The sequence below is a fragment of the Aureimonas jatrophae genome (genome assembly GCF_900104035.1).
In the GTDB taxonomy this organism is placed as follows: Bacteria; Pseudomonadota; Alphaproteobacteria; order Rhizobiales; family Rhizobiaceae; genus Aureimonas; species Aureimonas jatrophae.
Genome location: NZ_FNIT01000002.1, coordinates 164,866 through 183,410, shown reverse-complemented (window position 1 = coordinate 183,410; position 18,545 = coordinate 164,866). Strand labels below are relative to the sequence as shown.

The following is an 18,545-nucleotide window of genomic DNA, read 5'->3' as shown; positions in this document are numbered from 1 at the left end:
GGCGGCGCGCGGGGCGGCGTCAGGGTTTCACGCGGAACCAGGCGAAACCGTAGGGGCCGAGCTCGGGCGACTGTTCGCCAAGGAGCGCGGCCCCCTCCTCGATCAGCGGATGGAGCTTCGTGCGGGCGACGCCCTTCGGCCACGTGATGCGGACCGGCGCGTCGGAGAGGTTGTGCAGCGTGACGACCTCGCCGCCGCGCCAGCGCGAGCGCAGACCCAGCACCGCTGAGGTGCCGAGGTCGAGCGGCTCGGCCCGAGCCCAGCCGATCTCCACCGCCTCGCGCCGCGCGCGGATCAGGCGGCGCACGGTGGACAGGAGCGAGGCCGGATCGAGGCGCTGCGCCTCGGCGTTGGTGCGCTCGAAGCCGAGCGGATCGCCGGTGACGGGCGGGCGCACGCACGCCTTGCGGTCCGCTGCCGAGAAGCCGCCGTTCGCCGTGCCGTCCCACTGCATGGGCGTGCGCACGGGATGGCGCTCGGGCAGTTCCAGGTCCTCGCCCATGCCGATCTCGTCGCCGTACCAGATCACCGGCGTGCCCGGCAGCGCCAGCATGATCGAAAAGGCCATGGCAAGACGGGCCGGGTCGCCGCCGAGCATGGGCGCCAGACGCCGCCTGAGGCCCCGCTCGTAGAGCTGCATGTCCTTCTCGGGACCGAAGGCGGCGAAGACCTCCTCGCGCTCGTCGTCTTCGAGGCGCCCGAGGTCGATCTCGTCGTGGTTGCGCAGGAAGGTCGCCCATTGCGCCACCGCCGGTATCTCGGGAAGCGCCTCGAGAAAGTCCGCGACCGGCGCCGCGTCCTTGCGGGCCAGACCCAGGAAGAGCTTCTGGTTCAGGGGGAAGTTGAAGATCACGTGGAGCCGGTCTCCGGTGCCGAAATAGCTGTCCGCCTCCCGCATCTCGATGTTGGCCTCGGCCAGCAGGATCGCCTCGGCCCGCCGCCAGGAGGCGAAGGTCTGCAGCTCCGACAGGTAGCGGTGCGGCTCCCACCCCGAATGGGCCTCCGACAGGTCCTCCAGCATGAAGGGCACGGCGTCCATGCGAAAGCCCGACACGCCGAGCGCCAGCCAGTAGCCGACGATGCGCTCGATCTCCTCGCGCACGGCCGGGTTGGCGATGTTGAGATCGGCCTGATGCTTGTAGAAGCGGTGGAAGTAGTACTCCCGGCGCGTCCGGTCGTAGGTCCAGGTCGACTCCTGCACGCCGGGAAAGATGACGCCCTTCTCCGCGTCGGCGGGCTTCTCCTTCCGCCAGACGTACCAGTCCTCGTATTTCGGATGGCGCTGGGCGCTCAGCTCGAACCAAGGATGGTCGATCGAGGAATGGTTCACCACGAGGTCGACCAGGACGCGCAGACCCCGCTCGTGCGCGGCGTGCGTGAACTCCACGAAGTCGCCGAGCGTGCCGTAGCGCGGGTCGACGCCGTAATAGTCGGCGACGTCGTAGCCGTTGTCCTTGTTGGGACTGGGGTAGAAGGGCAGGAGCCAGATGCAGGTCGCCCCCAGCGCCTCGATATGGTCGAGCCGCGAGATCAGCCCCTGGAAGTCGCCGATGCCGTCGCCGTCGGAGTCCTGAAAGGTCTCGACGTCCACGCAGTAGATCACGGCGTTCTTGTACCAGAGGTTCAGCATCGGGCGCTCCGCTTGGGGTTGCGGCTCCAGATAGGGCGGCCGAAGCGGAGCGCCGCAGATGAATCACCCGTGCGCGGAGGTTGCGGTGCGAAGCGACCGTCAGGGGAGTTGACAGAATCGTGCTCTCGGCTTTTGTATGAGTTATTCCCGCTCAAACGTGCGGGTGGTCGCCGGCGCTTCGTGAACGTGCCGGCCGGGGCCTCGGGAGGGCCGCCCGGTCGGTGAACGTCGGCTTTTCGGGAGGTCTTCATCTCATGCGCATTCGCTCCACGCTCGCCGGCCTCGCGCTCGCGACCCTTCTCGCCTCGCCGGTGCTTGCCCAGAGCGGCATGACGGTCGGCTTCTCGCAGGTCGGCTCGGAGTCCGGCTGGCGCGCCGCCGAGACCTCGGTCACGCGCGAGGAGGCCAAGAAGCGCGGCATCGACCTGAAGTTCGCCGACGCGCAGCAGAAGCAGGAGAACCAGATCAAGGCGATCCGCTCCTTCGTGGCGCAGGGCGTGGACGCGATCCTGCTCGCGCCGGTCGTCGCCACGGGCTGGGACCAGGTTCTGGAAGAGGCCAAGGACGCCGACATCCCGGTGGTCCTGCTCGACCGCAACATCGAGACCAAGGACGACTCGCTCTACCTGACGGCCGTGACCTCGGACCAGGTCCACGAGGGCAAGGTGGCGGGCGACTACCTCGTCGGCCAAGTCGGCTCCAAGCCCTGCAAGGTCGTCGAGCTCCAGGGCACCACGGGCTCCTCGCCCGCCATCGCCCGCAAGAAGGGCTTCGAGGAGGCGATCGCCGGCAAGAGCAACATCACCCTCGCCCGGTCGCAGACCGGCGACTTCACCCGCACCAAGGGTAAGGAAGTGATGGAGAGCTTCATCAAGGCCGAGAACGGCGGCAAGGACATCTGCGCGGTCTACGCCCACAACGACGACATGGCGGTGGGCGCCATCCAGGCCATCAAGGAAGCCGGCCTGAAGCCCGGCACCGACATCATGGTGGTCTCGATCGACGCCGTGCCCGACATCTTCCAGGCGATGGCGAACGGCGAGGCCAACGCCACGGTCGAGCTGACGCCCAACATGGCGGGCCCCGCCTTCGACGCGCTGGAAGCCTACAAGAAGGACGGCAAGGAGCCGCCGAAGTGGATCCAGACGGAATCCAAGCTCTACACGCAGGCCGACGACCCGAAGGGCGTCATGGAAGCCAAGAAGGGCATGGGCTACTGAGCCATCGGCCGTCCTGACCGATCCGTTCCGCCGGGCCGGGAGCCATGCTCCCGGCCCGGCGGAACTGCCTCTGCCTCTGCCCTCGGGCGAGGCGCCCTTTGTTCTCAGGTGCCCGCCATGTCCCCACCGCTTCTTGCGATCCGCGGCCTGACCAAGGCGTTCGTCGGCATCCGCGCTCTCGACGGAGTCGACCTGACCCTTCGCGCTGGCGAGATCCACGCGCTGCTCGGCGAGAACGGCGCAGGCAAGTCCACCCTCATCAAGACGCTGACCGGCATCTACCGGCGCGACGGCGGCACGGCGCAGCTCGAGGGCCGCGACATCGACCCCGCCGACAGCCGCGAGGCGCAGTCGCTCGGCATCGGCACCGTCTATCAGGAGGTCAACCTCCTGCCGAACCTCTCGGTCGCCGAAAACCTCTACCTCGGCCGTCAGCCGACCTGGGCGGGGCTGACGCGCACCGACCTGATGCGCCGGCAGGCCAAAGCGCTGCTCGCCGAGCACGGACTCGGCCATATCGACCCGGGTGCCACGCTCGGCACGCTGTCGGTCGCGATCCAGCAGCTGGTCGCGATCGTGCGGGCCGTGGACGTGTCGGGCAAGGTGCTGATCCTCGACGAGCCGACCGCGAGCCTCGACGCCGCCGAGGTGGAAACGCTGTTCACGGCCATGCGCGCGCTGCGCGACCGGGGCCTGGCCATCCTCTTCGTCACCCACTTCCTCGACCAGGTCTTCGCGGTCTGCGACCGGGCCACCGTCCTGCGCAACGGCAAGCTCGTCGGCGAGCGCGCGATCACCCAGACCTCAACCGCCGAGATCGTATCCCTGATGCTGGGCCGCGAGCTGCGCGAGGCCGTCGCCCACGCGCCCGCCGGCCCGGCCGAGGCGCGCACCGGCGAGCCGCGCGTGCGCTTCGAGCGCTACGGCCGCCGTCGCGAGATCGAGCCCTTCGACCTGTCGGTCCATCCCGGCGAGGCGGTGGGCGTCGCGGGCCTCTTGGGCTCGGGCCGCACCGAGACCGCGCGCCTCGTGTTCGGCGCCATGCGCGCCGACGAGGGCCGCGCCTTCGTGGACGGCAAGCCGGTGCGCATCCAGAACCCGCGCACCGCCATTCGCCTCGGCTTCGGCTACTGCCCCGAGGAGCGCAAGGTCGAGGGCATCGTCGGCGACCTGTCGGTGCGCGAGAACATCATCCTCGCGCTCCAGGCCCGCCAGGGCTGGCGCAAGCCGCTGCCCATGCGCGAGCAGGTGCGCATCGCCGAGCGCTTCGTGAAGGCGCTCGACATCCGCACCACCGACATCGAGAAGCCGATCCGGCTGCTCTCGGGCGGCAACCAGCAGAAGGCGATCCTCGCCCGCTGGCTCGCCACCGAGCCGAGCTTCCTGATCCTCGACGAGCCGACGCGCGGCATCGACGTCGGCGCCCATGCCGAGATCGTGCGCCTGATCGAAGACCTCTGCCGCGACGGCATGGCCATGCTCGTCATCTCCTCGGAGCTCGAGGAGATCGCGGTCTATTCCGACCGCGTGCGCGTCCTGCGCGACCGCCGCCACGTCGGCGACATCGAGGGCGCCGCCGTCTCGCCCGACGCGATCATGGGCCTGATCGCATCCGGCTCCTCGAAGGAGGCCGCATGACGCTCCGCCGCGCCGCGCCCCAGATCGGGGCGCTCCTCCTCGTTCTTCTCGCCAACTGGATCGTCTTTCCCGGCTTCTTCGACCTCGCCACGCGCGACGGCCGTCTTTACGGCCCGCTGATCGACGTCCTGAACCGCGGCGCGCCGGTGATGCTGCTCGCCGTCGGCATGACGCTGGTGATCGCGACCAAGGGCGTCGATCTGTCGGTGGGCGCCACCATGGCGATCGCCGGCGCGGTCGCCGCGACCCTCACCGTCGCGGGATACCCGCCGGCCGTCGTTCTCGTGGCGGCCCTCGGCGTCGGCCTCGCGTGCGGTCTGTGGAACGGCTTTCTCGTCGCCGTGCTCGACATCCAGCCCATCATCGCGACGCTGATCCTGATGGTGGCGGGGCGCGGCATCGCGCAGCTCGTGACCTCCGGCACCATCGTCACCTTCAACGATCCCGTGCTCTTCTTCATCGGCAGCGGCGCCTTTCTCGGTTTGCCCATGCCGGTCTGGATCGCGCTGATCGTGGCCTTCGGGGCGACGCTCCTCGTGCGGCGCACCGCGCTGGGGCTTCTGATTGAGGCGGTCGGCATCAACCGCCGCGCCTCGGCGCTGGCGGGGGTCGACGCCAAGGCGACCGTCGCGCTGGCCTACGTCGCGTCCGGCCTCTGCGCCTCGGTCGCCGGCGTCATCGCCGCCGCCGACATCCGCGGCGCCGACGCCAACAATGCCGGCCTCTGGCTCGAGCTCGACGCCATCCTCGCCGTCGTGATCGGCGGCACCTCGCTCATGGGCGGGCGCTTCTCGATCCTCCTGTCCTTGGTCGGCGCGCTCGTGATCCAGGCTATGAACACCGGCATCCTCCTGTCGGGCTTCCCGCCGGAGATGAACCTCATCCTGAAGGCCGCCCTGATCGCGCTGATCCTGATCGTACAGTCGCCGGCCGTGGGCGGGCTCACCCAGTTCCTGCGCCGTTCGCGTCGCCGGGACGCGCCCACCACGACGCCGCCGGCTGCCCAGGCGCCCGCCGCCGGAGCCCGCATCCGATGAACGCCCGCTTCCTGCCCCTTCTCGTCACGCTCGGCGTCTTCGCGCTCGCCTTCGCGCTGTCCTCGCTCCAGTTCCCGGCGATCCTGTCGACGCGCGTCGTCGCCAACCTCCTCACCGACAACGCCTTTCTCGGTATCATCGCGGTCGGCATGACCTTCGTGATCCTGTCGGGCGGCATCGACCTGTCGGTCGGCTCGGTGGTCGCCTTCACCGGCGTCTTTCTTGCCGTGACCATGCGCGACGGTTACCCGCCCTACGCCATGATCGCCGCAATCCTCGTGATCGCGACCTTGTTCGGCGCGCTTATGGGCGCGATGATCCACTACCTCCAGACGCCGCCCTTCATCGTGACGCTGGCCGGCATGTTCCTGGCGCGCGGCGGTTGCTACCTCCTCACCACCGAGGCCGTGCCGATCTCGAACCCCGCCTTCGATGCGCTGCAGTCCATCTACTGGCGCATGCCCGGTGGCGGGCGCCTCAGCTTCGTCGCCATGGTGATGCTCGCGGTCTTCGCGCTCGGCATCCTCGTTGCCCACCGCACGCGCTTCGGCACCTACGTCTACGCGCTCGGCGGCGACCGCAACTCGGCCGAGCTCATGGGCGTGCCCGTCGCCCGCACCACCATCGGCATCTACGCCCTGTCGAGCCTTCTGGCGGGCGTCGCCGGCGTCGTCTTCGCCCTCTACACCTCGTCCGGCTACTCGCTCGCGACCGTCGGCGTCGAGCTCGACGCCATCGCCGCCGTCGTGATCGGGGGAACGCTGCTGACCGGTGGCGTCGGCTTCGTCGCCGGCACCTTCGTCGGCATCCTCATCTCCGGCCTGATCCAGACCTACATCGTCTTCGACGGCACCCTTTCGTCCTGGTGGACCAAGATCGCCATCGGCATCCTCCTGTTCGGCTTCATCGCCCTCCAGCGCGGGCTGACGAAGCGCACCGCGCTGGCGCAGGCGGCGTAGCGACGGCCGAGTCCTGGCGGGGCGACTGCCCCGATCCCCGTCCGGGAAGGAATTCCCGGACCCTTCTTTTCATTGGTGACATGTCCCAACGAAAGGGGCGCAGGGGAATCATTCCCGTCCCGTGGACGGGCGAGACCCGTGGCTCGCCCAGGCCGGGGTCGAGGGGCGGAGCCCCCGTCCTGGCCTCAGGCGGCCGCCGCCTCCGTGCCCATGCCGGCGAAGCGGGCGGCACCGGTGCCGGCGCGGCGGCCGAACACGGCGCCCGACGTCAGGCCGGAGCCGCCGGGATAGCCGTTGAAGAAGACGCCGCCGACGAGTTCGCCGCAGGCGTAGAGGCCGGGGATCTCATGGCCCTCGGCATGGACCACGCCGCCGGTCTCGCCGACCTGAAGGCCACCATAGGTGAAGGTGATGCCGCCGGTGACCGGGTAGGCCTTGAAGGGTCCCTGGTCGAGGCGCTGGGCCCAGTTGGACTTCGGGAGTGCGAGACCCTTGGTGCCGCGTCCGTCCTTGACGGTCGGATCGAAGGGCACGCTGTCGTCGACCGCCGCGTTGTAGATCGCAAGGGTCTGGCGGAGCTTCGCCTTGTCCTCGACGCCGTCGAGCTTCTCGATCAGGGCGTCCAGCGTTTCGGCCTCCACGAAGTGGGCGTCGTGGAAACGGTACTCGGCGTAGAGGAGCGGATCGACCTTGGCGTCGAAGATCTGCCAGGCGACGTGGCCGGGCTGTTCCAGGACGGCGCGACCGAACTGCGCGTAGGTGTAGTTGCGGAAGTCGCGGCCCTCGTCGACGAAGCGCTCGCCGCGCGCGTTCACCATGACGCCGAGGAAGTAGCAGATCTTCCGGTAGTGCTTGCGCTCGTCGTGGGGCAGATCGAGGTTGCCGTATTCGGGCGTGTGGAGGTCCATGGGCGTCGCGTGGCCGTTCTCGTAGAGCCCGTGCGGCTCGGCCCCTTGCGCGAAGGCCAGTTGAAGGCCGATGCCGGTGTTGAAGGGCGTGCCGCGCACGCGGGCGGCCGCCATGTTCTCGCCCATGTAGCGCCGGCGCATCTCGCGGTTGGCCTCGAAGCCGCCCGAGCCGAGCACCACCGCGCCGGCCCGTATCTCGCCGGTCTCGCCGGACGCGGTCTCGAAGCGGACGCCGCGCACCGTGTTGCCCTCGGTGAGAAGGTCGGTGACAGCATGCTCGTAGCGGATCTCGCCGCCCAAGCGCAGGAAGGCGGTCAGCTCCGCCTCCACGAGACCGACGCCCTCGTGCTGTGCGGCCAAGGTCAAACCGCCCCAGAACACGAAGCGTCCGTCCTTCTCGAAGCTCTGGCGCGCGTAGATCGGCTCGAACTTGACGTCGTGCGAGGCGAGCCAGCGCAGCGCGTCGTAGGAGCCCTCGATCAGGGCCTGCTGCTCGCGGCTGAGCGGCCGCCCGTCGTTGAAGCCGAGAAGGTCGGCGCCGAACGTCTCGGCCGTGTAGCTGCCGAAGTCCGTGCGTTCGAGGCGCGGGTCGGCGGGGTCGCGCAGGAGCGGGATCAGGTCGCCGTTGCCGCGGTAGACGAAGCGCATGGCGCCGGCGGTGTACTTCGAGTTGCCGCCCGCCATGTCGGCCGGGGCCTTTTCAAGGACCAGCACCCGCGCTCCGGACTCGCGCGCGGCGATCGCCGCGCAAAGCGCCGCGTTGCCGGAGCCCACCACCACCACGTCCACCCGATCGTCATGCATGTCCATCTCCCGATTTCGCCAAGGCTTCGGTATTGCATACAAAAGGATGCAATGACATACAATAGCGTCGAGTGGTCGGTCCGGGAGGCCGGCCGACACCCGCGCCCTTCCGCGGCGCGCCTCTGGGAGGAGACCCCGATGCCCTTCACGATCCATCGCCGCCGCTTCGGCCGCCTGGCGGCCGCCGCCCTCGTCCTGTCGCTCGGTTCGGCTCCGGCGGCACTGGCGCAGGCCCCCGCCAGCCTGACGCTGGTGGCCCCGGCCGCGCCGGGCGGCGGTTGGGACCAGACCGCGCGCGCCATGCAGGCCGCGCTGGAGGGAGCGGACGTCGTGCCGAGCGTCCAGGTCGTGAACGTGACGGGCGCGGGTGGCACGATCGGGCTGGCGCGCTTCGTGGCCGAAAGTTCGGCGAGCCCCGACACCATCCTCGTGAGCGGCCTCATCATGGTGGGCGGCGTGTTGACCAACAAGTCGGCCGTGACGCTGGACCAGGTCACGCCGCTCGCGCGCCTGACCGGCGAATGGGAGATGATCGCCGTGCCCGCCGCCTCGCCGATCCAGTCGATCGGACAGCTCGTGGAGCAGCTGAAGGCCGATCCCGGCGCCGTGTCCTGGGGCGGCGGCTCGGCAGGCGGGACGGACCACATGCTGGTCGGTCTCGTCGCGCAGGCGGCCGGCGTCGATCCCACGAGCGTCAACTACATCGCCCATTCCGGTGGCGGCGAGTCGCTCGCCTCGATCATGGGCGGCTTCGTGACGGCGGGCATCAACGGCGTCGCCGAGTTCGCGCCGCAGATCGAGTCCGGCGCGCTGCGCCCGCTCGCCGTCTCGTCCGACGAGCGCCTCCCCGCCTATCCCGACGTGCCGACGCTCAAGGAGTCGGGCCTCGACGTGTCGCTTCTCAACTGGCGCGGCCTAATGGTGGGCGCGAACGTGCCGGAGGCAGAGCGAACCGCGCTGGCGCAGGCGGTGGACGCGATGGCCAAGAGCCCGGCTTGGCAGGACGAACTCACCAAGCGGGGCTGGGTCGACATGTACCAGCCGCAGGCCGAGTTCGCCCCCTTCCTCGACGCCGAGCAGCAGAAGGTCGCCGAGACGCTGCGCGCGATCGGCCTGACGCAGTAGCGTCTAGCCTTCGCGCATCACGACGAGCCGCGCGCGCAGCGCGCCACGGATGTGGGCGCGCGCCGCAACCTCCGCCGCGTCCGCGTCGCGCCGGGCGATCGCCTCCACCACAAGGCGATGCTCGGCCGCCGCCGCATCCGGGCGCGTCGGCACCGAAAAGGTCGTGCGGCCGAGAAGCGGCAGCGCGTCCTTGAGCTCCTCGAGGCTGGCATCGAGGTAGCGGTTGCGCGCGACCCGGGCGATCGCATCGTGCAGCGCGTGGTTGGCGCGGGCCCGTGCGTCTTCCGTTGCGGCCTCCTCGAACAGCGCTTCGAGGTCGCGCAACGTCTCGATCTCCATCTCCGAGGCCTGGCGCGAAGCGAGACGCGCGGCCGCCCCTTCCAGGATCTCTCGCATCACGTAGAGCTCCATCACCTCGGCGGCGTCGAGCCGGCGAACCAGGAGGCCGCGCCCGCCCGCCGGCTCCACGAAGCGCTTGGCGAGCAACCGGTTGAAGCTCTCGCGCACGGGCGTGCGGCTGACCGAGAGGCGGCGCGCGATCTCCTCCTCGCGCAGGCGATCGCCCGGCTTGAGACGCCCGTCGTGCAACGCGTCGCGCAGGGCCCGGTACACGGCCTCGCCGAGCGGCAGGGCGGGATCGAGGCGCCAGCCGGCGGCCTCGCCGCCCTCTCCTGCCGCGGCCTCGCTCATTCCCCGGCCGAGAACGCGGCGAACGCGGCCATGTTGAGGATGTCGGTGTCGCGCGCGCCGAGGTTGACGATCTGCACCGCCTTGTCGAAGCCGATCAGGACCGGACCGATCACGGTCGAGCCGCCGAGCTCCTGCACCATCTTCGTGCCGATCGAGGCGGAGTGGAAGGCGGGCATGACGAGGACGTTGGCGGGGCCGGTGAGGCGGCAGAAGGGGTAGAGCGCCATCAGCTCCGGATTGAGCGCGACGTCGGCCGCCATCTCGCCGTCGAACTCGAAGTCCGCGCCCTGCCGCTCCAGGATCTGCACCGCCTCGCGCACGCGCTCGGAGCGCTCGGACGGCGGGTGGCCGAACGTGGAGTGGGCGAGGAAGGCGACGCGCGGCTCGTGGCCGAGGCGCTTGGCGAAGCCGGCGGCCTGGCGCGCGATCTGGGCGAGCTCGTCGGCGGACGGCATGGCGTGGACGGCGGTGTCGGCCACGAAGGTCGTGCGCCCCTTGGCGATCACGATCGAGACGCCCATCACGCTCTCGCCGGCGCGCTCGTCGAAGACGTGGCGCACGTCCTCCAGCACGACGGAGTAGTTGCGCGTGAGGCCCGACACCATGGCGTCGGCGTCGCCCAGCGCGACCATCGCGGCGGCGAAGTGGTTGCGGTCGGTGTTGATCAGGCGGTGGCAGTCGCGCTGCAGGTAGCCATGGCGCTGCAGGCGCTTGTAGAGATACTCGGAGTAGCGGTCGTTGCGCGTCGAAAGGCGCGCGTTGACGATCTCCAGCCCCTCGCGCAGCTCGACGCCGGCCTCGCGCGCGGCCTCGCGCACGGCATCCTCGCGCCCGACGAGAACGGCCCGGCCGAGCCCCTGCGCGACATAGGAGGCGGCGGCGCGGATCACCTGCGCCTCCTCGCCTTCCGCGAACACCACGCGGCGCGGGCGCTGGCGCAGCTGCGCGAAGAGGTTCTGGAACGTGCCGGCCGTCGGGTCGCGCCGCGAGGCGAGCTGGTTGCGGTAGCGGTCCCAGTCCGCGATCTCGGCCCGCGCCACGCCCGACTCCATCGCAGCGCGCGCCACCGCCTCGGGCACGTGGGTGATGAGGCGCGGATCGAAGGGCGCGGGGATGATGTAGTCGCGTCCGAAGCGGGGTCGCCCCGCGCCCTTGTAGGCCGAGGCGACGGCGTCCGGCACGTCCTCGCGGGCAAGGTCGGCCAGCGCCTGGGCCGCCGCGATCTTCATGGCGTCGTTGATCTGCGTGGCGCGCACGTCCAGCGCGCCGCGGAAGATGTAGGGGAAGCCGAGGACGTTGTTGACCTGGTTGGGATAGTCCGAGCGCCCCGTCGCCACGATCGCGTCGTCGCGGATGGCGTGGGCCTCCTCCGGCGTGATCTCGGGATCGGGGTTGGCCATGGCGAAGATGATCGGGTTGGGCGCCATGGAGCGCACCATCTCGGCCGAGAGCGCGCCCTTGGCCGAGACGCCGAAGAAGACGTCGGCCCCCGCCATCGCGTCGGCCAGCGTGCGCGCGTCGGTGCGCGCGGCATGGGCCGACTTCCACTGGTTCATGCCTTCCGTGCGCCCCTGAAAGATGACCCCTTTCGTGTCGCACAGGATGACGTTGTCGTGCGGCACGCCCATGGCCTTCACGAGCTCGATGCAGGCGATGCCGGCCGCGCCCGCCCCGTTGCACACGAGCTTGATGTCGCGGATGTCGCGGCCCGTCAGGTGCAGGGCGTTGATGATGCCGGCGGCCGCGATGATGGCGGTGCCGTGCTGGTCGTCGTGGAAGACCGGGATGTCCATCAGCTCGCGCAGGCGCTGCTCGATGATGAAGCACTCGGGGGCCTTGATGTCCTCGAGGTTGATGCCGCCGAACGAGGGGCCGAGATAGCGCACGGCCTCGATGAACGTGTCAGGGTCCTCGGTGTCGAGCTCGAGGTCGATGGAATCGACGTCGGCGAAGCGCTTGAAGAGGACGGCCTTGCCCTCCATCACGGGCTTGGAGGCGAGCGCGCCCAAGTTTCCGAGCCCGAGGATCGCGGTGCCGTTCGAGATCACGGCCACCATGTTGCCGCGCGTCGTGTAGTCGAAGGCCTTGGCGGGGTCCTCCGCGATGGCGAGCACCGGCACGGCGACGCCCGGCGAATACGCCAGCGACAGGTCGCGCTGGGTCGCCATCGGCTTGGTCGGCTGGACTTCCAGCTTGCCCGGACGCCCTTCGGCATGGAAGGCGAGCGCCTCGGCGGGTGTGAAGCGGATGCCGCTCCTGCGCTTCTCGTCGGCCATCCGATTCCTCCCTGCGATCCGCGGACGCCTCCCGTCCGGCCCACCCTGTTTCGGCGGGCTGGGCCCCCGCGTCAACCTTACAACCCTTGGTGGACAAGTCGGCCGATCTGCCCGCAAGACTGCATTTCATAATTGTACCGTACTATGATTCTCCCTTAGTCCTTCGATTTCCCCTCGGCCGGTCGGTGCCGTCCCGCCTCCCGTTCGCACCGTGCTTCGAGACCTCAAGGAAGAATGTTCTGAAAGCCAAGCCTGCGTTCGCAACCCGACCAGCCCTACCGGTTGCCGTTGTTATTCCGTTCTACAACGGCTCCGACACGATCGAGCGCGCTGTGCGCAGCGTGCTGGAGCAGAGTGCGGCGCCGGCGGAGTTCGTCGTGGTGGACGACGGCTCGCGTGCCGAAGAGGGCGCCGCGCTCGACGCGCTTGCCGAGCGTCTGGGCTTCCGGGTTCTGCACACGCAGAATGGCGGCCAGGGCGCCGCGCGCAATGCCGGCGTCGCATCGACCACCGCCCCCTACATCTGCTTTCTCGACCAGGACGACTTCTTTCTCGGGCACCATATCCGCGACCTCAGCCGCGCCGTTCCCCGCAACGATCCCCATTTCGGCTGGGTCTATGGGGAGCTTTTCGAGGCCGAGGGAGACGGGTCGGTGGTGCGCACGAGCATCGTGACCCATCACGCCCGGCATCCCAAGACGGACGTGATCGACCTGATCAAGGGCGACATGTTCGTGCTTCCCTCGGCGGCCCTCGTTTCCCGCGAGGCCTTCGAGGCGGTCGGCGGCTTCGACCCGCAGTTCACGGGTTACGAGGACGACGACCTGTTTTTGCGCATCTTTCGAGCCGGCTACACGAACCATTTCACGCCCAAGGCCGTCACGGTCTGGTGCATCCATTCCGAGAGCACGTCCTACAGCCCCAAGATGGCGCTCTCGCGCTTTCGCTACTTCCGCAAGCTCGTCGGCATGTTCCCCGACGACGAGGCCAAGGGCCGCTTCTTCGTTCGCGACATGATCATCCCCCGCTTCCAGGAGATCTTCCTCAGCGAGGCGATCGAGGCCGCGACGAGGCGGGAGGGCAAATACGCCGCGAACCGCGAGACCTACCTGCGACTGGCGGCGGACTACGTCGCCATCATTCGGGACCAGCCCACCGTGTCGGGCTTCTTCAAGTGGCGCCTGGGGCTTCATCTGCGCGCCCTCGACAGTCGGCATGCCCGGCGGATCTACCACCTGCGCCCGACCGTCACGCGGTTGCGCGCGGCCATCAGGGGCCTGACCCGTCCGTCTCGCTAGACGGAGGACGGATACGAACAGCATGACGCATGCCATCTCCCCAACGCCGGGCACGCGGCGCGTTCTGTCGATCGACTTCTGGCGCGGGCTCGCGCTTCTGACGATCTTCGTGAACCACATGCCCGGCAACGCCTTCGAGCGCTTCACGCATCGCAACGTCGGCTTCTCGGATGCGACCGAGGTGTTCGTGCTCCTGGCGGGCGTGGCGGTGGCGTTCGTGTACCTGCCGCTGTTCCGGGCCGGGCGCGGCATGGCCGGAGCCTTCCGCATCCTGCAGCGCGCCTTCCAGCTCTACATGGCGCAGATCGTGCTCGTGATCCTCAGCGCGGCGGTGATCGCGCGCACGGTGGCCATCACAGGCGACCTGCGCTTCTACGAGATGCTGAGTCTCGACGTCCTGATCAACGACACGGTCGAGAGCCTGATGGGGCTGGCGACGCTCGGCCTCCAGCCGGCCTATCTCAACATCCTGCCGGTCTACATCGCGCTTCTGGCGGCGGCGCCGGTCTTCCTTGTCGTGCGCGTGCGCCTCGGGCGCATGGCGCTGCTCTTGGCGTCCGGAAGCTTGTATCTCGCAGCCCAGCTTCTCTGGCTGAACGTTCCGACCTATCCTGTGGGCGGCTGGTGGTTTCTGAACCCCTTCACCTGGCAGTTCCTGTTCGTGGTCGGCATCCTGGTGGGCGAACGGATCGCGACCGGAGAGCCTCGCGGCGCGCCCATGCTCCTCGATGCGGCCGCCCTCGTCTATGTGCTTGTCTCCGCTGTCTGGATCGTCAGCGGCTTCCGGCCCAGCTGGAACCCGTCCTGGCTGCCGCGCTTCGCGTTCGAGTTCGACAAGACCTACCTGACCCTGCCGCGCCTCCTCCACGTTCTCGCGCTGGCGCTCGTCGTCTCGCGCCTGCCGCTGGAGGGGTGGCTCGCGCGCAGCCGCGCGGCCCGCCCCTTCGTGGTGCTCGGGCGTCATTCGCTTTCGGTCTTCTCGCTGGGAACGATCCTCGCCATCCTAGGGCAGATGATCCGCACCCAGACCGGAAACGACGTCGCGGCGGACGGCGTTCTGGTGGGCGGCGGCATCCTTATCCAGTTGTGTCTTGCGGGAGTCCTCGAATGGCAGCGATCGCGAAGCCCCTCCTCTTCGCCGGCCTCGTCGCCGGCGCGGTAGCGGCGGCCCTCGCGCTCGGCGGCAACGGCGCGGCGAAGGCGCCCGCGCCGTCCGTCGCGCAGCCGGCCATCGCGCAAACCGTCGCGGCTCCGGCGGTCGGCTCGGCCTGCCAGGTCCCCGACCAGTTCCTGCGCCTGACCGGCGGGCTCGACCGCACCGAGACGCTGATCACCGACCGGCGTCCCGTTCGCGTCGTGATGATGGACGCGAGCGCGACCGCCCATCGCGTTCTTGAGGCGGCGCTGGAGCGTCGCATCCCGGGCGCGCGCTTCGAGATCGCCGCCGTCTCCTCGGCAGGTCTCGCGGTCGAGGACGGGCAAAGCATCCGGCGCATCCTCCAGCAGGTGAAGCCCGACCTCGTGGTCTGGCCGGTGGGCGTGCGCGACGCGTTGGCCTCCAGCGACGTCGGCGCCTTCGGAGACGCGCTCGACGCGACGCTCGCCTGGAGCGAGGCGGCGGGCGCCGACCTTCTTCTGGTGGACCCGCCCTTCGTGCCGCGTGTCCAGCACGAAAGCCTCTATGCCCCTTACGTCAGCGAGATCGCCGCGATCGGGCAGGAGGAGCAGGTGCCCGTGCTGCGCCGCTACGCGGCGATGCGCTACCTGTCCGAGGACGCCCCGCGCATCCTGTCGGTGGCCGACCAACGTCCCTGCGCGCTGGATCTCATGGCCGAGGCGATCTCGCGCGTCGTGCGTTGAAGACGCGCTACTCGGCCGCGGCCGGCAGGGTGCCGGGATGGGGCTCCGCCGTTGCGGGCGACCCGGCACCCCGCGCGCGCCGCCGGCCCCATCCCCGCAGCCAGCCGCCGAGCCGCTCGACCTGAACGAAGACCACGGGCGTGATGAAGAGCGTCAGCACCTGGCTGACCAGCAGCCCGCCCACCACCGCGACGCCGAGCGGCTGACGCAGCTCCGACGAAGCCCCCGTGCCCATGGCGATCGGCAGCGCGCCGATCAGGGCGCAGAAGGTCGTCATCATGATCGGGCGGAAGCGACGCACCGCCGCCTCGCGGATCGCCTCGCCCGCGCTCAGATGGCCTTCGCGGCGCAGCTCCAGCGCCACGTCGATCATCATGATCGCGTTCTTCTTCACGATGCCGATCAGCATCAGAAGGCCGATCACCGCGATGATCGACAGATCGAAGCCGAGCAGCTCCAGCGACAGGAGCGCCCCGAGCGCGGCCGAGGGCAGCCCCGACAGGATGGTCAGGGGATGAAGGAAGCTCTCGTAGAGGATCCCGAGCACGATGTAGATCGTGAGTACCGCCGCCCCGATCAGGAGGCCGAGATTGCCGGTCGCCTGCTGGAAGACCTGCGCCGTGCCGCCATAGGTCGTGAACACGGTGGCCGGCAGGCCGATCTCGCTCTCGATCGCGGTGACGCGGGCCGTGGCGGTGCCGAGCGACACGCCGGCAGGCAGGTTGAAGGAGAGCGTCACCGACGTCAGCTGCCCCGTCTGGTTGACCGTGACCGGACCGCTCGCGCGCTCCACCTGGGCAAAGCTCGCCAGCGGCACGAGCTGGCCGCCCGATCCCGCCACGCGGATCGCGCTGAGCGCGTTCTCGTCCCAGCCGAAGTCCTCGCGATACTCGAGGATCACGTCGTAGCTGTTGCCGGTGGACTGGATCTGCGTGACGGCGAGCGTGCCGAAACCGGCCTCGAGCGCGGTGCGAAGGTCGCTGGCCGAGATGCCGAGCGCATCGGCCCGGTCGCGGTCCACGACGATGCGGGCCTGGAGGCCGTCGTCCTGAAGGTCGGTCGCGACATCCGTGAACGTCGCGCGGTCGGCGCGCAGCTTGTCCTCGATCCGGCCCGACCAGTCGCGCGCGGCGGCCGCATCCAGCGACTGCACCACGAGCTGGTACTGGCTCTGCGAGGAGCGACCGCCGAAGCGCAGGCTCTGCACCGGCGTCGGGAACGAGCGCAGGCCCGGAATCTGCGCAAGCTCGCGGCGCAGCGAGGCGAGCGTGCGCTCCAGCGGCGGGCGCTCGGCCTTGTCGCGCAGCTGCACGAACATGTTGCCGCTGTTGGTGGCCGAGCCGCCGGGACCGCCGCCGAGCGTCGAGGTGACGTGGAGAACCGCCGGGTCGGCCGCGACCGCGGCGGCCGCCTGGCTCTGCAGCGCCGACATGGCATCATAGGAGATGTCCTGGCGTCCCTGCGTCGAGATCGTGAGCAGCCCCGTATCCTCCTGCGGAAAGAAGGAGCGCGGCAGGTCCGCCATCAGCCAGGCCGAGGCGCCGAACGACAGAAGAAAGATCGCGATCACGAAGCCTTGTCGCCGCAGGCACCAGCCGACCGCGCGGCCATAGCCGGCCGTCACGCGGTCGAAGCCCTGCGCGAAGCGGAAGGCAAGGCCGCGCGTCGGCGGTCCCGAATGAGGGAGGCGCGCGGCGAGCATCGGCGTGAGCGTCAGGGACACGACGGCCGAGGCGAGGATCGCCAGCGTCACCACCATGCCGAACTCGAGAAGCACGCGCCCCACCACGCCGCCCATCAGGAGGATCGGCAGAAACACGGCGACCAGCGACAGCGACATGGACACGATCGTGCCCGCGACCTCGCCCGAGCCCTGGAGCGCGCCCTGCATCGGCGTCGCGCCCTCCTCGGTATGGCGCACGATGTTCTCCAGCATCACGATGGCATCGTCCACCACGAGCCCGACCGACAGGGTCAAGGCCAGCAGCGACAGGTTGTCCACGGAATAGCCGAGCGCGTACATCGCCGCGAAGGTCGCGACCAGCGACAACGGCACGGCGGCGGCCGGCACCAGCGTCGCCGCGACACGCCCGAGGAACAGGTAGATCACGAGGATCACCAGAGCGATCGTCAGCATCAAGGTGAACTGGACGTCCTCCACCGCTGCCGAGATCGAGCGCGAGGCGTCGTTGGTGACCTCGACATGCATGGAGGCCGGCAGGCTCGCCTCGATCTCCGGCAGCTTGGCGCGGATGGCGTCCACCACCTCCACGGTGTTGGCGCCGGGCTGGCGCTGGACGGCGAGCACGATTGCGGGCTGCCCGTCGAGCCAGGAGCCCTGACGCGTGTTGGACACGCTGTCGGTGACGGTGGCGACGTCGCCGAGCCGCACGACCTGGCCGTTCGGGCGCGCGATCACGAGCGTGCGGAACTCGTCGGCCTCGGTGCGCTGCGTCGGCGCGTCGACGGTGAGGGTCTGCGTCGGCGTCTGGAGCGTGCCGACCGGCGTCTGGTCGTTGGCGGCGCGCAGCGCCGTGGCGACCTGATTCATAGAGAGCGAGCGCCCGGCGAGTTGCACGGGGTCGACGCCGACCCGGACCGCAAAGGTCTTGGAGCCGTAGACCTGCGCCTGCGCGACGCCCGAGACCGTGGAAAGCGCGGGCGAGACCACGTTCTCGGCGAGGTCGTCGACCTTCGTGAGCGGCGCGCCGTCGGACACGAGCGCCAGCAGCAGGACCGGCGCGTCGGCCGGGTTGGCCTTGCGGTAGCTCGGCGGCGTCGTGAGGTTGTCGGGCAGCTGGCGCGTGGTGCGCGCGATCGCAGCCTGCACGTCGGCGGCCGCCGCGTCGATGTCGCGCGACAGGTCGAACTGCAGCGTGATCGAGGTGTTGCCGAGCGAGGACCGGGCCGAGATCGTGTCGATGCCCGCGATCGTCTCGAACTGCTTGATGAGCGGTGTCGCGACCGCGCTCGCCATCGTATCGGGCGAGGCGCCGGCGAGCTGCGCCGAGACGCTGATCGTCGGGAAGTCGGCCTGCGGCAGGGCGGCGACCGGCAGGAGCCGGTAGGCGGCCAGTCCCGCGATCATCACGGCGAGCGA

Annotated in this window: 13 protein-coding genes; 8 read left to right on the top strand and 5 right to left on the bottom strand. The window is 69.7% G+C overall.

Annotation, left to right across the window (positions count from 1 at the left end; genetic code table 11):
* Positions 1 to 19: 19 nt before the first annotated feature.
* Positions 20 to 1,630 (bottom strand): alpha-amylase family protein, encoded by a 1,611-nt coding sequence (locus tag BLQ76_RS05290; protein ID WP_090670070.1) that lies wholly within the window; start codon positions 1,628 to 1,630, stop codon positions 20 to 22.
* A 254-nt stretch (positions 1,631 to 1,884) separates the two neighbouring features.
* On the opposite strand from BLQ76_RS05290, the gene ytfQ reads away from it, so the two are divergent.
* From ytfQ to yjfF, 4 genes are all read left to right on the top strand, one after another.
* Positions 1,885 to 2,850 carry a galactofuranose ABC transporter, galactofuranose-binding protein YtfQ gene (gene ytfQ, locus BLQ76_RS05285; protein WP_090671331.1) on the top strand — a complete coding sequence of 322 codons (966 nt, stop codon included), beginning with the start codon at positions 1,885 to 1,887 and terminating at the stop codon, positions 2,848 to 2,850.
* A gap of 117 nt (positions 2,851 to 2,967) precedes the next feature.
* Complete coding sequence (locus BLQ76_RS05280; RefSeq protein WP_090670067.1) at positions 2,968 to 4,488, top strand: sugar ABC transporter ATP-binding protein; 1,521 nt, start codon at positions 2,968 to 2,970, stop codon at positions 4,486 to 4,488.
* Positions 4,485 to 5,525, top strand: coding sequence for an ABC transporter permease (locus tag BLQ76_RS05275; protein WP_090670064.1), 1,041 nt, complete (start codon positions 4,485 to 4,487; stop codon positions 5,523 to 5,525). Before BLQ76_RS05280 ends, BLQ76_RS05275 begins: the two co-directional genes overlap by 4 nt.
* Positions 5,522 to 6,484, top strand: a complete 963-nt coding sequence (yjfF, locus tag BLQ76_RS05270) for a galactofuranose ABC transporter, permease protein YjfF (protein ID WP_090670062.1) — start codon at positions 5,522 to 5,524, stop codon at positions 6,482 to 6,484. Before BLQ76_RS05275 ends, yjfF begins: the two co-directional genes overlap by 4 nt.
* A gap of 185 nt (positions 6,485 to 6,669) precedes the next feature.
* Here the strand turns inward: yjfF and tcuA are convergent, their stop codons facing one another.
* Positions 6,670 to 8,196, bottom strand: coding sequence for an FAD-dependent tricarballylate dehydrogenase TcuA (gene tcuA, locus BLQ76_RS05265; protein WP_090671328.1), 1,527 nt, complete (start codon positions 8,194 to 8,196; stop codon positions 6,670 to 6,672).
* A 138-nt stretch (positions 8,197 to 8,334) separates the two neighbouring features.
* Here tcuA and BLQ76_RS05260 point away from each other — a divergent pair, with 138 nt between their 5' ends.
* Positions 8,335 to 9,321, top strand: a complete 987-nt coding sequence (locus BLQ76_RS05260; RefSeq protein ID WP_090670060.1) for a tripartite tricarboxylate transporter substrate binding protein — start codon at positions 8,335 to 8,337, stop codon at positions 9,319 to 9,321.
* Between the two features lie 3 nt (positions 9,322 to 9,324).
* On the opposite strand, the gene BLQ76_RS05255 is transcribed toward BLQ76_RS05260, so the two are convergent.
* Together BLQ76_RS05255 and BLQ76_RS05250 are read right to left on the bottom strand one after the other, a co-directional pair.
* Complete coding sequence (locus BLQ76_RS05255) at positions 9,325 to 10,011, bottom strand: GntR family transcriptional regulator (protein WP_090670057.1); 687 nt, start codon at positions 10,009 to 10,011, stop codon at positions 9,325 to 9,327.
* On the bottom strand, positions 10,008 to 12,287 hold the full coding sequence (locus BLQ76_RS05250) for an NADP-dependent malic enzyme (protein WP_090670054.1): 2,280 nt from the start codon (positions 12,285 to 12,287) through the stop codon (positions 10,008 to 10,010). The genes BLQ76_RS05255 and BLQ76_RS05250 overlap by 4 nt, the downstream gene beginning before the upstream one ends.
* An 89-nt stretch (positions 12,288 to 12,376) precedes the next feature.
* Between BLQ76_RS05250 and BLQ76_RS05245 the strand changes: the two genes are divergently transcribed.
* The 3 genes from BLQ76_RS05245 to BLQ76_RS05235 are packed head-to-tail and all read left to right on the top strand — an operon-like array spanning position 12,377 to position 15,445.
* Complete coding sequence (locus BLQ76_RS05245; RefSeq protein ID WP_342028238.1) at positions 12,377 to 13,585, top strand: glycosyltransferase family 2 protein; 1,209 nt, start codon at positions 12,377 to 12,379, stop codon at positions 13,583 to 13,585.
* Between the two features lie 22 nt (positions 13,586 to 13,607).
* Positions 13,608 to 14,747, top strand: a complete 1,140-nt coding sequence (locus BLQ76_RS05240; protein ID WP_090670052.1) for an OpgC family protein — start codon at positions 13,608 to 13,610, stop codon at positions 14,745 to 14,747.
* A complete protein-coding gene (locus BLQ76_RS05235) occupies positions 14,693 to 15,445 on the top strand; it encodes an SGNH/GDSL hydrolase family protein (RefSeq protein ID WP_090670049.1) in 753 nt (250 codons plus the stop codon). The genes BLQ76_RS05240 and BLQ76_RS05235 overlap by 55 nt, the downstream gene beginning before the upstream one ends.
* Before the next feature lie 7 nt (positions 15,446 to 15,452).
* Here BLQ76_RS05235 and BLQ76_RS05230 read toward each other — a convergent pair whose 3' ends face one another.
* Positions 15,453 to 18,533, bottom strand: coding sequence for an efflux RND transporter permease subunit (locus BLQ76_RS05230; RefSeq protein WP_244519516.1), 3,081 nt, complete (start codon positions 18,531 to 18,533; stop codon positions 15,453 to 15,455).
* Positions 18,534 to 18,545: the final 12 nt, after the last annotated feature.

Excerpts from the sequence above, each read along its gene's own strand:
- BLQ76_RS05290 (WP_090670070.1), bottom strand. The coding sequence starts at position 1,630 with ATGCTGAACCTCTGGTACAAGAACGCCGTGATCTACTGCGTGGACGTC.
- ytfQ (WP_090671331.1), top strand. The coding sequence starts at position 1,885 with ATGCGCATTCGCTCCACGCTCGCCGGCCTCGCGCTCGCGACCCTTCTC.
- BLQ76_RS05280 (WP_090670067.1), top strand. The coding sequence starts at position 2,968 with ATGTCCCCACCGCTTCTTGCGATCCGCGGCCTGACCAAGGCGTTCGTC.
- BLQ76_RS05275 (WP_090670064.1), top strand. The coding sequence starts at position 4,485 with ATGACGCTCCGCCGCGCCGCGCCCCAGATCGGGGCGCTCCTCCTCGTT.
- yjfF (WP_090670062.1), top strand. The coding sequence starts at position 5,522 with ATGAACGCCCGCTTCCTGCCCCTTCTCGTCACGCTCGGCGTCTTCGCG.
- tcuA (WP_090671328.1), bottom strand. The coding sequence starts at position 8,196 with ATGCATGACGATCGGGTGGACGTGGTGGTGGTGGGCTCCGGCAACGCG.
- BLQ76_RS05260 (WP_090670060.1), top strand. The coding sequence starts at position 8,335 with ATGCCCTTCACGATCCATCGCCGCCGCTTCGGCCGCCTGGCGGCCGCC.
- BLQ76_RS05255 (WP_090670057.1), bottom strand. The coding sequence starts at position 10,011 with ATGAGCGAGGCCGCGGCAGGAGAGGGCGGCGAGGCCGCCGGCTGGCGC.
- BLQ76_RS05250 (WP_090670054.1), bottom strand. The coding sequence starts at position 12,287 with ATGGCCGACGAGAAGCGCAGGAGCGGCATCCGCTTCACACCCGCCGAG.
- BLQ76_RS05240 (WP_090670052.1), top strand. The coding sequence starts at position 13,608 with ATGACGCATGCCATCTCCCCAACGCCGGGCACGCGGCGCGTTCTGTCG.
- BLQ76_RS05235 (WP_090670049.1), top strand. The coding sequence starts at position 14,693 with ATGGCAGCGATCGCGAAGCCCCTCCTCTTCGCCGGCCTCGTCGCCGGC.
- BLQ76_RS05230 (WP_244519516.1), bottom strand. The coding sequence starts at position 18,533 with ATGATCGCGGGACTGGCCGCCTACCGGCTCCTGCCGGTCGCCGCCCTG.